Origin of the sequence: Nonomuraea turcica (assembly GCF_030718205.1) — a bacterium.
In the GTDB taxonomy this organism is placed as follows: Bacteria; Actinomycetota; Actinomycetes; order Streptosporangiales; family Streptosporangiaceae; genus Nonomuraea.
Genome location: NZ_JAUZQF010000035.1, coordinates 85538 through 99697 on the forward strand (window position 1 = coordinate 85538; position 14160 = coordinate 99697).

At 69.7% G+C, this 14160-nt stretch carries 13 protein-coding genes; 10 read left to right on the forward strand and 3 right to left on the reverse strand.

All coding sequences use genetic code 11. The features are described from left to right. The first annotated feature begins 188 nt into the window (after window positions 1-188). On the forward strand, window positions 189-2186 hold the full coding sequence (locus Q9G87_RS52955) for a hypothetical protein (RefSeq protein WP_305924302.1): 1998 nt from the start codon (window positions 189-191) through the stop codon (window positions 2184-2186). Here the strand turns inward: Q9G87_RS52955 and Q9G87_RS52960 are convergent. Both Q9G87_RS52960 and Q9G87_RS52965 read right to left on the reverse strand, forming a co-directional pair. Next, window positions 2168-3481: a family 43 glycosylhydrolase gene (locus Q9G87_RS52960; protein ID WP_305924303.1), complete on the reverse strand. Its 1314-nt coding sequence runs from the start codon at window positions 3479-3481 to the stop codon at window positions 2168-2170. The two genes, Q9G87_RS52955 and Q9G87_RS52960, sit on opposite strands and share 19 nt — an antisense overlap. A gap of 343 nt (window positions 3482-3824) precedes the next feature. After that, complete coding sequence (locus tag Q9G87_RS52965; protein WP_305924304.1) at window positions 3825-4499, reverse strand: hypothetical protein; 675 nt, start codon at window positions 4497-4499, stop codon at window positions 3825-3827. Between the two features lie 155 nt (window positions 4500-4654). On the opposite strand from Q9G87_RS52965, the gene Q9G87_RS52970 reads away from it, so the two are divergent. The 9 genes from Q9G87_RS52970 (at window position 4655) to Q9G87_RS53010 (ending at window position 14028) form a co-directional block, all read left to right on the forward strand. Next, a complete protein-coding gene (locus Q9G87_RS52970; protein ID WP_305924305.1) occupies window positions 4655-6046 on the forward strand; it encodes a cytochrome b in 1392 nt (463 codons plus the stop codon). Window positions 6047-6048: 2 nt separating this feature from the next. Then, window positions 6049-7146, forward strand: coding sequence for an NAD(P)/FAD-dependent oxidoreductase (locus Q9G87_RS52975; protein WP_305924306.1), 1098 nt, complete (start codon window positions 6049-6051; stop codon window positions 7144-7146). Between the two features lie 160 nt (window positions 7147-7306). Continuing rightward, entirely contained in the window at window positions 7307-7981 is a 675-nt protein-coding gene (locus tag Q9G87_RS52980; protein WP_371825972.1) for a (2Fe-2S)-binding protein, read from the forward strand. Further along, on the forward strand, window positions 7978-8961 hold the full coding sequence (locus Q9G87_RS52985) for an FAD binding domain-containing protein (protein ID WP_305924307.1): 984 nt from the start codon (window positions 7978-7980) through the stop codon (window positions 8959-8961). The genes Q9G87_RS52980 and Q9G87_RS52985 overlap by 4 nt, the downstream gene beginning before the upstream one ends. Then, window positions 8958-11144, forward strand: a complete 2187-nt coding sequence (locus tag Q9G87_RS52990; RefSeq protein WP_305924308.1) for a xanthine dehydrogenase family protein molybdopterin-binding subunit — start codon at window positions 8958-8960, stop codon at window positions 11142-11144. The genes Q9G87_RS52985 and Q9G87_RS52990 overlap by 4 nt, the downstream gene beginning before the upstream one ends. A gap of 134 nt (window positions 11145-11278) precedes the next feature. Beyond that, a complete protein-coding gene (locus Q9G87_RS52995) occupies window positions 11279-12118 on the forward strand; it encodes an Atu4866 domain-containing protein (protein WP_305924309.1) in 840 nt (279 codons plus the stop codon). 40 nt (window positions 12119-12158) lie between these two features. Beyond that, window positions 12159-12284, forward strand: a complete 126-nt coding sequence (locus Q9G87_RS53000; protein ID WP_305924310.1) for a hypothetical protein — start codon at window positions 12159-12161, stop codon at window positions 12282-12284. Between the two features lie 168 nt (window positions 12285-12452). Beyond that, window positions 12453-13190, forward strand: a complete 738-nt coding sequence (locus tag Q9G87_RS53005) for an SDR family oxidoreductase (protein WP_305924311.1) — start codon at window positions 12453-12455, stop codon at window positions 13188-13190. Between the two features lie 46 nt (window positions 13191-13236). Further along, window positions 13237-14028: a PQQ-dependent sugar dehydrogenase gene (locus tag Q9G87_RS53010; protein ID WP_305924312.1), complete on the forward strand. Its 792-nt coding sequence runs from the start codon at window positions 13237-13239 to the stop codon at window positions 14026-14028. 17 nt (window positions 14029-14045) lie between these two features. Here the strand turns inward: Q9G87_RS53010 and Q9G87_RS61120 are convergent, their stop codons facing one another. Beyond that, window positions 14046-14156, reverse strand: a complete 111-nt coding sequence (locus tag Q9G87_RS61120; RefSeq protein ID WP_371825863.1) for a transposase — start codon at window positions 14154-14156, stop codon at window positions 14046-14048. Window positions 14157-14160 lie beyond the last annotated feature (4 nt).

The window sequence follows — 14160 nt, forward strand, 5'->3', positions numbered from 1 at the left end:
GGGAGGAGCAGGACCAGGTTTCGGCCATTCGCGTTGATTCGCTCCGTGACGTCGACGTCGACGTCGGCGGGAATTTGGTGAACGGGCCGGACGCCAGTGCGCTCGCGTAGTCATCGACGAATTCGCGGGACACTACTCGAATCGCTACGGATCGAAAGCGGCGTTGCGAAGGCCGGACGGGAGTGGAAGTGACGAAGAGGTTTGAGTTCGGTGGCGGCAGCGCCCGGCTGGGGCCCGACGGCGGGCCGGTGTCGTTCGAGCATCCGCGGGACCCCAGCCGTGTCTATCTCCTCGACGAGGCGCTGGATGTCTGGCACGGGCCGGATCACCGTTGGGGCACCGGTTTCGTCATCACGCCCAAAGGGTCCGGACGCTGGCAGGAGCCGGACGGCGTCGACTGGCACGCTGGCGGCGTAACCGCGTGGCATCGGCCACGCCCGGACGTCGCGCTGGAGGTCGGCCGGCGGGTCACCGGCGATCACTTCATCGAGTCCTACACCTGGACCAACACCGGCGATCATGCCATCCAGCTCACCGGGTTGGCGGTCAACGTGCCGGTTCGTGACGTCTATGACGGGGCGGCGACGGCGTTGGCGCGGAGCTGCCACGCGCACCTCTTCACCGGGGGCGCGTGGTCGTGGATCCTCGCCGAGCCGATGTCCGGGACGCCGCCGCTGCTCGGCGTGATCGTGCGGGAGGGGAGCCTGTGGGCGTACTCGGTGGAAAGCCGCAACAGACATACGTCATCGGACAATCGGGGACATCTGTTGGTCCATCCCACCGATCATGCCCGCAATCCGGACGCGTTCGGTGGGCAGCCGATTCTGGCTCTGGCCCCCGGAGAGAGTCACACGTTGTCGTGGGAGCTCGGATGGTACGACAGCCGTGAGGCGTTCCTCGACGCCACCAACGCGCCTGCGACGTTAGCCGCTCTGACCGCACCCGTTGGCACCGCCCTGCACATCGACCTCGCCGCCGGAACGAGGATCCTTCCCGGCGAGGACAGCGCCGTGATCGGAGGCAGCCACGGCGTCAGGCAGGTCGAGTTCGAGCGCAACGGCCGGCGGAGTCGTACGGCAGTCGCCTTCCTGGCTCCGATCCGGCACCTCGTCGAGGCGCGGATAGAACGCATTCTCGGCGAGCACCGTCCAACCGAGCGCCCGGACCCCTATCGGTACGCGTTCGTGCCCGTCGACACCCGCACCGGGCTCCGCCAGACGGAGAACGGCTGGTCCGACTGGACCGACGGCGCCGAGCGCACAGGCATGGCCGTGCTGCTCCAGCAGGCGCGGCTGCGCGGTTGGGGAGATCAGGAGGCGATCGATGACGCACTGCTTGGATTCGCGCGCTTCGCCCGGGATCGGCTCGTCCAGCCGGACGGATCCGTCCACCGGAGCAGCCGTCCCGGCCCCGAGCAGTTGAGGCTCTACAACACGCCCTGGCTGGCGCACTTCTTCCTCGGCCAGTTCGAGCTGTACGGCGACACCACCGAATTGGACCGCGCCGCATCGCTGCTGGAGGCCAGCTACGCCCTGGGCGTGTCCGACCACCTCTCGATCGGCCACGCCGAAGCCGTCGACTCGGTCGCGCGAAGCCTGGACAGCCATGGCGACGCGGAGCGCGCCAACTCCCTGCGCAAGGCCTTGGTCGACCACGCCGGTCGCTTCGCGGACCTGGGGACGGACCTGCCGGCACACGAGGTCACGTACGAACAGTCCATGGTCGCGCCGCTGGTGAGCCTGCTCGCGACGGCGTATGCCCTCCAGCCCGACGACCGTCTCCTGACCGCACTGCGCACCGCGGTTGTGTGGCTGCGCGCCTTCGGCGGGCCGCAGCCACACGTCAGAACCCGCGACATCGGCATCCGCCACTGGGACGGCTACTGGTTCGGCATCGACCGGCAATGGGGCGACACCTTTCCCCACTACTGGAGTGTCCTCACCGCAGTGGCGCTGCGCCAACTCCCCGCACCACTGAGAACCGACGAGCACCAGCGGGCCGCAGACGCGATCTTCGCGGCCAATCTCGTCGACTTCGGCACTGACGGTGGTGCGACGTGCGCCTTTGTCATGCCGAGCTGCGTCGATGGCCGGCCGGCCCATCGGCCTGACCCGCTCGCCAACGACCAGGACTGGGCCCTGGCTCTCCTGCTGAGGACAGCGCCCGGTCAGCTGATCTCGATGTAGTCCAGCTCGGCCCAGCGCGTCTGGTGTTGGAATCGCAGGGTGTTCCAGCCGGTGGTCAGCGTGAGCTGGGCGGGCACCTGCGTCCAGTTGTCCCAGCCGCGGTTGGGGTAGCTCAGCGCGAACTGCGCCGATCCGTTCACCGTCACCAGGTGCTGCGCGTCGCCGTACCCGGCGGCGTAGGCCACGTACGCGGTGTAGGCCCCGGCGACCGGCGCGAACACCCGGACGTCGACCCAGCTGTCCGCGTAGTCGATCTTGGCGACTACGGCGCCCTGGGACGCGCCCGCCGCGCCGGTGCGGACCTCGGCATGGTTGAGCGTGCCACGCTCGGCCTCGTAGCGGACCCGGCTGCCGCGGACCACCGGGTAGTCGTCGGCCCAGCCCAGCTCCGCGGTGTACATGTGGCGTGCGTTGCTCACCCAGCCGTGGAAGAAGACGCGGTTGCCGAGCACGTCGGTCCCGCCGGGGCCTTGGACGGCCCCGTCGAAGGTGGCGGTCGTCATCAGCGGCCGGTACGCCTTGGTGTAGGGACCGGTGAGCGACGGGGACACGGCGTAGCTGGTGAAGTAGCCGTTGCCTGTGTAGGAGCCGGCCGAGTAGAAGAGCACGTAGTGGGAGGGCCGCTTGACGAGCACGGGAGCCTCGATCACGCCGGCCTCCTCGGGCCGGTCGTTGCGGATGAGCTCGGTGCGGCCGCCGACGAAGGTGACGCCGTCCGCGCCGACCTGTTGCAGCCACAGGATGGTGGGCCGGCCGACGGCGTTGCCGTCGTTCTTGTAGACCAGATATCGCTTGCCATCGGTGTCGACGAAGCTCGACGGGTCGATGTCGCCGCCCTCGCTCGCGTTGCAGACGAGCGGTCCGTTGCCGGCGGGCTGGAAGGGGCCGAGCGGGTTCGCCGAGGTCGCGGCGCCGATGCACATGCGCCCGGTCGCGGTGCTGGGGGCGGTGAAGTACATCAGGTAGCGGCCGTCGGGGAGGCGTGAGACGTCGGGCGCCCAGAAGCCGCCGTTGCCCGCCCAGGACGGCTTGGCGGGCAGCGCGTCCCCGCGTACGGTCCACGGGCCGGTGGCGGACGGCGCGCTCGCGACCGGTATGCGCCCGGCCGAGCTGCTGGTGGAGTAGGCGTAGAAGGTGGAGCCGACCTGGATGACGTCCGGATCGGGGAAGTCGGCCCGGATGACGGCCGTCGGGGCCACGGCGGCCCCCGCGGGTCCGGCCGACGCCGCCCCGGCGGCCGGCAACCAGGCCGCGGCGGTGGTGCACACCAGGAAGAGACGGCCGAGCAGCCGCATGGGGGACCTCCGATCATCCGTAATCACGGGTATAGGCCATGACGGCGCCGCAGGGAAGGGGCTTCTTTCTGAACCCGGTCAGGAGAGCCGGAAGATCGCTGTCAGACGGTGAACCGTGACCGAGGTCCGCGCACCTGGCGCTCAGGCGCATGGCCCGCTACCTGGCCGAATGCCACGCCGGACGGGCGGATCCCGTTCATGCTCGGCGACACCTTCGAGGAGCCCCGCGTCGGGGGCGGATGGTGGCGCTCCACCAGCTCGGGCGCGACGTGGACGCACACCGGCGCCAAGTTCCGCGTGCGCGGCTTCGGATAAGGGCGACCCGGCCAGGACTCGTACCGCACTAGGCATCCTTGATGCTGCCCGAGAGACTGCGGCACATCTTGTCGGAGCTGGCCAGCCAGATGACCCTGAACTGGTAGCCCTGGGCCTCCCGGAGCACGGTGCCGGCGCAGAACGTGGCTGTCGGGGGACCCTCCGCCCGCACGCCAAAGCCAGGAATGAATTCCACCTGCTTGGCCAGCAGGCAGACCGCATCCTCCGCCAACGCCTCCACGTCGCCTCGCACCACGGCCACGACGCCCAGCGACCAGGCGTACGCGGGATCCTGGTAGACCGAGATCGCCAGATGGTCGTTCTCGTACGCGCAGTCCACGGCATCCGCCACCAGGACGACCTGCTTGGCGAAGCTCGTCAGCCCCGTGCGGAACCTGCGCAGTTCCCTCTTTGCATCCATCTCCTGTTGCGGGATGGCGTCGAGCACGAGGCCGAGGAAGCCGTTCACCCCGAGGCAGGGGTTCGTGGCGATCCGCTCGACGCCCTCGAGCGAGGGCAGCAGCGAGCGGGTGATCGGCCCGGCCTTGGGGCAGAAGCCCTTCTTGGCCGGCGGTGGGTTCTTGGGCTGCGCCTGGGGCGGCTGATCGGCGCCGGCCTGATCGCCCTGGTGCTCGCACCCGGTGAGGAAGCTGAAGGACAGGATCGCGATCAACAGCCCGCTGACGGCGAAGCGACGATTCATGGGATCAAGCGTGTGATTCCGATCGCCAGGTCGTCTTGAGTAGCCCCATACTCAAGCGCGCGCAGTGACGCGAATCACCGTCACCGGCGCCGAATCGCTGTCACAAACCCCCGGCCCGATTACGTCTTGTGAGTAGGCAAGGTTAGGGGGTTCCAATGCTTTCGTTGTTGGCCAAGCGCCGCTCGTTTCAGTTCTCCCACTGGTCGTTCATGTTCGCGGAAATCGCCGTCTGGTCGTTCGTCGTTCTGGCGGTGACCGGGGCGGTGCTGATGGTGTTCTACGAGCCCAGCATGTCCCAGGTGACCTATGACGGCTCGTACGGCCCGCTGCGTGGTCTCTTCGTCAGCGAGGCCTTCGACTCGACCATGCATCTGAGCCTGGAGGTGCGCGGTGGCCTGCTCATCCGCCAGGCCCACCACTGGGCGGCGCTCATCTTCGTGGCGGCCGTCGTGCTGCAACTGCTGCGGATGTTCCTCACCGGCGCGTTCCGCCGCCCGCGCACCGGGCAGTGGCTGATCTGGGTGACGCTGCTGGCGCTGGGCATGGCCGCGGGCGAGACCGGCAACGCCCTGCCTGACGACATGCTGTCGGGCGGGAGCCTGTGGCTGATCATGTCAGTGGTGCAGTCCATCCCCGTGGTGGGAACCTGGGCGATGTCGCTGCTGTTCGGCCCGGACTTTCCCGGTGACAGGGTCATACCGGTCATGTACGGGGGGCACTTGCTGGTCTCGGTCCTCATGGCCGCACTGCTGATCGCCCGTGAGCTGCTGGTGCGGCGGCACGGCCACTCCCGGTTCGTCGCCTCGCTGCCGGCGCGGCGCGGCGCACGCCCGATGATGGCGCTCGCGACGTTCGGCATGCTGATCATCCTCGGGTTCGGGTTCCAGATCGCCCCGATCTGGCTGTATGGCCCCGCCAAGCCGACGCAGATTTCGGCAGGCTCGGTGCCCGACTGGTACATGGGGTTCCTCGACGGCGCCCTCCGGATCATGCCCGCGTGGGAACTCACCCTCGGGGACTACACGCTCAGCCTCGCGGTCCTCGTCCCCACCCTGGTCGTGCCCGGGGTCTTCTTCACCGCCCTGGCCGCGTACCCGATGGCCGAGCGCTTCCTCCGCTCGCGACGCGGCCGCCGCGACGCGCTGGGCCGGCCCAAGACCACGAGCCGCATGGCCCGCGAGAGGCCCGCGCATGACCTGCTCGATCGGCCACGCGAGACCCCGGTGAAGACGGCCATCGCGGCCGCCGGCGTCACGTTCTACGGCCTGCTGTGGGCGGCCGCGGCCAACGACCAGATCGCCCACCAGTTCCACCTCACCGTCGACGCTGTGACGATCTTCTTCAGGTTCGCCGTGGTCATCGGCCCGGTCATCGCCTTCATCATCACCCGGTCGATCTGCCTCGCACTTCAGCAGACGGATCACCACGTGGTCGAGCACGGTGTGGAGACCGGGATCATCACGCGGTCCCCGGACGGCGGATTCCACGAGCGGCTGGCGCCGGCGCAGCAGGAGCGCCGCGAGCCGGCGATCACCTCGGGGAGATGACCGTGGCATCGACCAGGCCACAGGTGGCGATCGTGGGAGCCGGGGTCGCCGGATACCAGGCGGCGCGCACCCTGTCGCGCAGGGTGGGGGATGGCGCGGAGATCGTGCTGGTCAACCCGACCGGCGCCGCGCTGCATCCGGAGCTGCTCCCGCAGGTGATGACGGGCGTCCTCAGCCCGGACCGGGTGAGCGTGCCGCTGGCCGAGACGCTGCCGGGTGTGCGGGTGGTGCTCGGCACGGTCACCCACATCGACGCCCACGCCCGCCGCGTGCTTTACGACGGCGGCGTGCTGGACTACGACCGGCTGATCGTCGCCGCGGGAGGCGTGAGCGAAGTCGCCCAGGTCTCCGCGGTCTCGGCGCACAGCGTCGGCTTCCACAACGTCGGCCAGGCCCTCCAGCTGCGCGATCACATCCACCGGCAGCTTTCCCTGGCCGCCGCGAGCACCGATCCCTTCGAACGCGCGGCGCACTGCACGTTCGTCGTGCTCGGCGCGGGATACGCGGGCACGGCGGCGGCCTCGGCCGGGCAGTCGCTGTCTCAGGCGATCGCGTGCCGCGACCTGCGGCTGCGCGAGCAGCCGATCCGCTGGATCCTGGCCGATCCGGCCGAGTGGCTGCTGCCTGACATGCGACACCGCCTGTCCAGAACCACGGCACGGATGCTGCGGTCGCGGGGCGTGGAGGTCCGTACGCAGACCTCGCTCGGCCAGGTCACTTCCCGGGGGCTGCGGCTCACCGACGGCGAGTTCATCCCCACCCGCACGATCGTGTGGACCTTCGGGGTACGCCCGGATCCGCTCGTGACCAACCTCGGACTGGCGGCCGAGCAGGGCAGGATCAGGGTGGACGAGCACCTCGCCGTGCCCGGCCATCCCGAGATCCACGTCTGCGGCGACGTGGCCGCCGTCCCCGACCTCACCAGGCCCGGCAAGATCACCCCGATGAGCGGGCAGCATGCCCTGCGCCAAGGCAGGCTGGCGGGCGGCAACGTCGCGGCCTCCATCGGGTACGGCTCGCGCCGGCCGTACCAGCACAGGATCCACGACTCCATCGTGGATCTGGTCCGGACGTGGGAGCAGCCGCTGCGTGTGGCATGAATCGTGGTAGCGCCAGTAACAACAATCTAATAGCAGCTTGACCACATCGTCTTTACTCAATACGGTGGTATCACCGCTACCGCGATGTGGGGGAGCAGTCCCTGATGCCTGAGCGTCATCGGTACCGAGCATCGTGGTCTGGCTCCGAAAGGTTGCAACCATGGATAGTTCAGACGACGCCGACTTCGTCCACGGCGACGGGGAACACGACCCCGAAACCGAGAAACTCCTGCACAGTCGCCGCACGGTCCTCAAGTCCATCGCGGTGGCCGCGGCAGCGGCCGGGACGGGCGCGGGGGCAGCGCCGGCCGCCGCCGCAGCGGGGCGCACCGCGGCCGGATCGGCGTACGCCGTCGCCGCCGGGGCGTCGGTGGAGGTCGCCTTATCGGTCAACGGGCAACTGCGCAAGCTCGTCCTGGAGCCGAGGGTGACCCTCCTCGACGCGCTGCGTGAGCGACTCGGCCTGACCGGCACCAAGAAGGGCTGCGACCGCGGTGAGTGCGGGGCGTGCACGGTGCTGGTCGATGGTGAGCGGGTCAAGTCCTGCCTGACTTTGGCGGTGATGCGGGGTGGGGCCGAGGTCACCACTGTGGAGGGACTGGCGCGGGGCGAGGAACTGCACCCGGTGCAGGAGGCGTTCATCCGGCACGACGCGTTCCAGTGCGGTGCCTGCACTCCTGGTCAGATCATGTCCGCCGTGGCCTGCATCAACGAGGGGCACACGGGTTCGGAGGCGGAGATCCGCGAGTGGATGAGCGGGAACCTGTGCCGGTGCGCGGCGTACCAGAACATCGTCGCCGCTGTCGCCGACGCCGCGAAGGAGGTGCGGCGGTGAGGGCCTTCGGCTACACGGTCGCCGGCAGCCCGGCCGAGGCGGTACGGATCGCCGCCGGGACACCGAACTCGACGTTCGTGGCGGGCGGCACCGACCTGCTGAACCTGATGCGGGACGGCGCGGAGACCCACGACCACCTCGTTGACGTCAACCGCCTCGGCATCGACGGTGTCGCCTTCGACTCCAGAAGGCTCCGCGTCGGAGCTCTGGCCCGGATGCGCCAGGTCGCCGAGCACCCGAGGGTGCGGCGGGAGTTCCCCGTGCTGTCGGAGGCACTGCTGGCCTCGGCGTCCCCGCAGATCCGCAACATGGCCTCGATCGGCGGGAACCTGTTGCAGCGCACCAGGTGCGGGTACTTCAGGGACTCGGCCTCGGTGTGCAACAAGCGGGTCCCAGGCAGCGGTTGCCCGGCGATCAGCGGGCACAACCGGGGACACGCGATCCTGGGCGGCAGTGACCACTGCATCGCGACGCACCCCTCGGATCTGGCGGTGGCGCTGACCGCCCTGGACGCGACCGTCCACCTGATCGGCCCCGGCGGCGATCGGGCCGTGCCCATCGCCGACTTCTACCTCCTTCCCGGGTCCACACCGGACCAGGAGACCGCGATGCGCCCGGGAGAGCTGATCACCTGGGTGGATGTGCCGCGCACATCCCTGGCCGCGCATTCGCGTTACTTGAAGCTGCGTGATCGGGCCACTTTCGAGTTCGCGGTGGTGTCGGTGGCGGCGGCGCTGCGGACCAGCGGCCGCGTGGTGCGGGACGTGCGGCTGGCGTTCGGCGGCGTGGGCACCCGCCCGTGGCGGGACGCGCGCGTCGAGGCGGCGCTGCGGGGCCGGCCGCTGACCGGGCAGGCGATCGCCGAGGCGGGCCGGCTCCTGGTCCGGGACGCCGAGCCGTACGAGGGGAACAGGTTCAAGGTCGAGCTCGTCCAGCGGGCGCTGGTGAGCATCCTCAGCGATCTGGGAGGGCTTCGATGAGCGGGCTGGTGGGGCAGGGCGTGGCGCGGGTGGACGGCCGGGCGAAGGTCACCGGCGCGGCCCGCTACGCCGCGGACAACGAGGTGACCGGCGTGCTGCACGGTTTCCTGGTGATGAGCACGATCGCCCGCGGCGAGGTCCTGGAGATCGACACCAGGGCGGCGCTGGCGCATCCCGGCGTCGTCGCGGTCTACACCCACGCCGACATGCCGAAGCTGAAGCTGCCGGATTTCCCATTCAACAGGCGTTTCGTCCCCATGCAGGACACGCGGGTGTACCACCACGGACAGCCGGTCGCGTACGTCCTGGCCCAGACCCTGGAGCAGGCGCAGGAGGCCGCGAACCTGGTGAAGGTGCGCTACCGGGCGGAGGATCCGGTCGCGCGGATGGCGGACGTCCTCGACGAGGCGTTCCTGCCGGAGAAGTTCCGCAACAGGCCCAACGAGTCGGCCCGCGGCGACGCCGCCGCGGCGCTCGAACAGGCCGAGGTGCGCATCGACCAGACCTACAGCAGCCCGATGCAGCACCACAACCCGATCGAGCCGCACACCACCACCGCCGTCTGGGAGGGCGGCACGCTCACCCTGTACGAGAGCACCCAGGGCGTGGTCTTCGCCCGTAACGCCGTGGCGTTCGCGTTCGGCAAGGAGGATCCCGAGAGTGTCAGAGTCATCTCGCCCTACCTGGGCGGTGGTTTCGGCGCCAAGGGCCCCACCTATCCGCACACGCTGCTCACCGCGGCGGCGGCGCAGCTCGCCGGCCGGCCGGTGAAGCTGGTGCTGTCACGCGCGCAGATGTACACCTCCAACGGTCACCGCGCCGAATACCGCCACCACCTCCGGCTCGGCGCCACCCGGCAGGGCAACCTGACCGCCATCGTCGACACCTCGACGGCGCAGGTGACCCGCACGGACGAGGGCATCTACAACGGCAGCGACTCCACGCTCCGCCTGTACGCCTGCCCGAACGTCCACGTGCGGCAGCTGGGCGTGCGGCTCGACCTGCCGACGTCGAGTTACATGCGCTCGCCGGAGACGACCGCGCACTTCGGCCTCGAGACCGCCATGGACGAGCTGAGCTACGAGCTCGGCATCGACCCGGTGGAACTCCGGATCCGCAACCACACCGAGGTCGACCAGCAGAGCGAGACCCGCCAGCCCTACACAGGCAAGCAACTGCTGGAGTGCTACCGGGCCGCGGCCGAGGCGTTCGGCTGGGCCGAGCGCAACCCCAGGCCGGGCACGACCAGGGACGGCGACGAGTACGTCGGCTGGGGCATGGCCACCGAGACCCACACCTACGGCTTCATCCCGTCCCAGGCCCACCTCGCGATCGGCCCCGACGGGCGGGCGACCCTGCGGGCCGCCACCCAGGAGATCGGCACCGGCACGTACACCGTGCTCAGCCAGGTTGTCGCCGAGGGGCTCGGCCTGCCGCTCGGCCACGTCACGACGCTGCTCGGCGACACCACGTACCCCGCCGCGTCCCTGTCGGCGGGGTCGTCCACGATGCCCAGCGTGGCCGGCTCGGCGGCCGACGCGGCGCAGCGCGCACGGAACGCCGTGATCGCGCTCGCCGTCGCCGACCCGCGCTCCCTGCTGCACGGCGTGCCCGCCGAGGAGGTCGTGACCGAGGACGGGCGCCTGTTCGCCCGGGGCGACCGCGACCGCAGGGACACCTACCGCGACGTCGTGACCCGCCACGGCAGTGCCGTCGAGGTGATCGGAGGCCAGGCCAACACGCCGGGGCACTCGTTCGGCGCGGTGTTCCTGGAGGTACGGATCCAGCCGAGGCTGGGCAGGTTGCGCGTGACGCGGGTCGTGACCGCGCACGACCTGGGACGCGTGCTCAACCGCCGGACCGCGCGCGGGCAGGTCATCGGCGGCGTGACGTGGGGGATCGGCTTCGCCCTGATGGAGCACACGATGGTGGACCCGAACACGGCGCGGGTCGTCAACCCCAACCTGTCCACCTACCTGGTTCCGGTCTGCGCGGACACGCCGTCGGTGGAGGCGTTGTTCGTGGATCGGTCGGAGCCGGACCCGGACGGCAAGCTGCGCGGGGTCCGCGGCTTCGGCGAGACGCCGGGAACCGGCGTGCCCGCAGCCATCGGCAACGCGATCTACCACGCCATCGGCCGCCGCCTCCGGGACGTTCCCTTCACCCAGGACAAGTTGCTCTGATCAGCGAGGTGGGCACCCGGCCCCCGCGCTCCTGAGCCAGGGAGCGCGGGGCCGATCGACGCGAGCCTGGGTGCGGCACGCCCAGGAGAACGGCAGCCTTCTTCCGCGCCACGATCCCGTCGAGGGTAGGACGCATGAGAGACGCGCCCAAGGTGCTCGCCGCCGCACGGACGTCCGGCCGCCGCCTCCTGCCGCCCGTGTTGGCCGTCGTGTTCACCGTCGTCCTCGCGATCCATGCGGTACGTCCGCACCCGGCCCCGACCGGCGATCCCGCGGTCGGCACGGTCTCACGAGGAGCACAGCCGATGCCAGGAAGCGATGCCTCCGATGCCCTGGTGGTCCTCGGCGCCACCATCCATGTCACACCGTCACAGACCGTACGTGGAGACCTGTGGGCCGAGGACGGAAGGATCACGCACGTCGGTCCGCGCGGGAAGGAGTCCCCTCCGTCCGAGGCCCGAGTGATCCAGGCGGCCGGCGCGTTCGTCGTTCCGCTGCTCGTGGACAGCGCGGTGCACGCCCGTCCCGAGGGCCGGCGCGGCGTCTACGACCTGATCCCCGGCAACCCGGCGACCTTCGCCGTCACACGAGAGCGCGTGAGCGAGTCCCGGATCGGGCAGATGCTGATCATCCAGCCGCCCGACCTGCTCGCCGTCGTCGTGTCAGGACACCTCGAGGCGTGGCAGGGCGAACCCACCCGTCCGGCCGGGACCGCCGTCCCGGGTGACGAGCTCCAGGGATGGCACGGTGTCTGGGTTGACGAGTCAAGGGCGCTCGAGCAGCACCTGCTCCCCGACGGCCGGTACACCGAGACGCGCAACGGCCGGGCTGATGCTTACACAGGCCGATACTGGGTCCACGACGACCGCATCACCTACCTCGACGACACCGGGTTCTGGGCCTTCGGGGAACTGCTCGACGGAGTGCTCCATCACGCCGGGTTCGTCATGCGCAAGCGACCGATCGCCGGCTGACCCAGTTGCGGAAGCCTTCGATGTTGCGTCGCGCGCCACCGTGAAAGAGACCCGAGCCGAGGACATCGACTACTACGCCGTCAGCATCGTCGGACCCCGCAACCGCGTCGCCGAGATCGTGGGCCCTGATGCCCTGAGCACGGTAGCGAAAGTAACACTGCTCTGATAGCAGCTTGACCACATCGCCTTTACCCAATACATTGGTATCGGCGCTACCGTGATGTGAAGGAGCAGCACTGATGTCTGTCGTCCTCATGACCGGAGCCGCCACCGTGCGCCGAGCTGCTCACCCCGGCGCGTTCCTGACCTACAGAAACCAGAGAAGGAGAACACGGTGCCCTCCAACCAAAACCGGGTTGCCGTCGTGACCGGAGGATCCCGCGGGATCGGCCGCGCCGTCGCGCTGAGGCTCGCCGCCGACGGCCAGGACGTGGTCGTCGCCTACGCCGGTAACGAGACCGAGGCGAAATCCACGGTCGCGGCGATCGAGGAGACCGGCGGCCGGGCCGTAGCCGTCCAGGCAGACGTGGCCGACGAGAACGCGGTCACGACCCTGTTCGACACCGCCGAGCAGTCGTTCGGCGGCGTGGACGTTGTCGTGAACGCCGCCGGCATCCTGATCCTCAAGCCGGTCGCCCAGCTGGACCTCGACGAGTTCGACCGAATGCACCGCACCAACGTCCGAGGCACCTTCGTCGTCGCCCGCGAAGCGGTCGGCCGGCTGCGTGAAGGCGGCGCGATCATCAACTTTTCCACCTCGATCACCCGGCTCAATCTGCCCAGCTACGCCGCGTACGCCGCGAGCAAGGCGGCCGTCGAGGCCCTCGGCCCGATCCTGGCCAAGGAGCTGCGCGGCCGGGACATCACCGTCAACGCCGTAGCTCCTGGACCCACGGCGACCGCGCTGTTCCTCGAGGGCAAGAGCGACGACCTCATCCAGAGCATCGCCAAGCAGAACCCGATGGAACGGCTCGGCCACCCGGACGACATCGCCCAAGTGGTGTCCCTGCTCGCCGGCGACGGCCGGTGGATCAACGGGCAGACCATCTTCGTCAACGGCGGCGCCGCGTGACGAACCGCAGGTCGGGCGACAAAGACCTCTCGAAGGAGGCGAAGCCATGTCACATCGACCCTTTCGGCGCGCCGCGACGGGCGTGAGCCTGATCGCCGCGCTCGCCCTGACAGCCTGCTCGGCCTTTCAAGAGCCGATCATCAACGCCGGCAACGTGCAGCCGGGCGCCACGCGCAGTGGCGGCCAGGTCGCGACGCTGGGCGTACCCACCGAGATCGTCAACGGCCTCAAGGCACCGTGGGGGCTGACGTTCCTTCCCGACGGGTCCGCGCTGGTGTCACAGCGGATCACCGGTGACATCGTCCGAGTCCCGGCCGGCGGCGGCACGCCGCAGACAGTCGGTACGGTGCCCGGTGTGGTGGCCAGCTCCGAGGGCGGCCTGCTCGGCATCGTCGCCTCACGCGACTTCGCCACCGATCGCACGGTCTACGCGTATGTGTCCGGGGCGCGGGAAAACGCCATCGTCGCCCTGCGCATCGCCGACGATTTCCGATCACTGCGGCAGGACCGCGTGCTGCTCGACGGCATCCAGACCGCCGACCGCCACCACGGCGGACGCATCGTGATCGGCCCGGACAGCAACCTGTGGATCGGCACCGGCGACGCGTTCGAGCCGCAGAACGCCGCCGACGACGCCGCGCTCAACGGCAAGATCCTGCGGATCCGCCCGGACGGCTCCATCCCGCGAGACAACCCCTCGCCCGACTCCCCGATCTACCGAGAACAGGTAGAGCCACTGCCTCTAGACCTGAAGCTTCAGGCGGGAGGTGAAGGCCCGCGCGGGAAGGCCCCCAAGGGCCTGAGCGTGCCCTATCCCTCGCTTTGGAACCGGTCGTGACCACGTCTGGTCTTGTCTCATTTCTGGGGCCGGTCCTGGGACTGGAGGTAGGTGCGGACGGTGGCCGCGCTCGTGCTGCCGGTCGATCCTGCGTAGTAGGAGCGGGACCAGAAGTGGCCGCCCCACAGGTGT

Bases quoted from the DNA above. Each gene is read 5' to 3' on its own strand.
- Q9G87_RS52960 (WP_305924303.1), bottom strand. From the start codon at position 3,481: ATGCGGCTGCTCGGCCGTCTCTTCCTGGTGTGCACCACCGCCGCGGCC.
- Q9G87_RS52965 (WP_305924304.1), bottom strand. From the start codon at position 4,499: ATGAATCGTCGCTTCGCCGTCAGCGGGCTGTTGATCGCGATCCTGTCC.
- Q9G87_RS52970 (WP_305924305.1), top strand. From the start codon at position 4,655: ATGCTTTCGTTGTTGGCCAAGCGCCGCTCGTTTCAGTTCTCCCACTGG.
- Q9G87_RS52980 (WP_371825972.1), top strand. From the start codon at position 7,307: ATGGATAGTTCAGACGACGCCGACTTCGTCCACGGCGACGGGGAACAC.
- Q9G87_RS52990 (WP_305924308.1), top strand. From the start codon at position 8,958: ATGAGCGGGCTGGTGGGGCAGGGCGTGGCGCGGGTGGACGGCCGGGCG.
- Q9G87_RS52995 (WP_305924309.1), top strand. From the start codon at position 11,279: ATGAGAGACGCGCCCAAGGTGCTCGCCGCCGCACGGACGTCCGGCCGC.
- Q9G87_RS53010 (WP_305924312.1), top strand. From the start codon at position 13,237: ATGTCACATCGACCCTTTCGGCGCGCCGCGACGGGCGTGAGCCTGATC.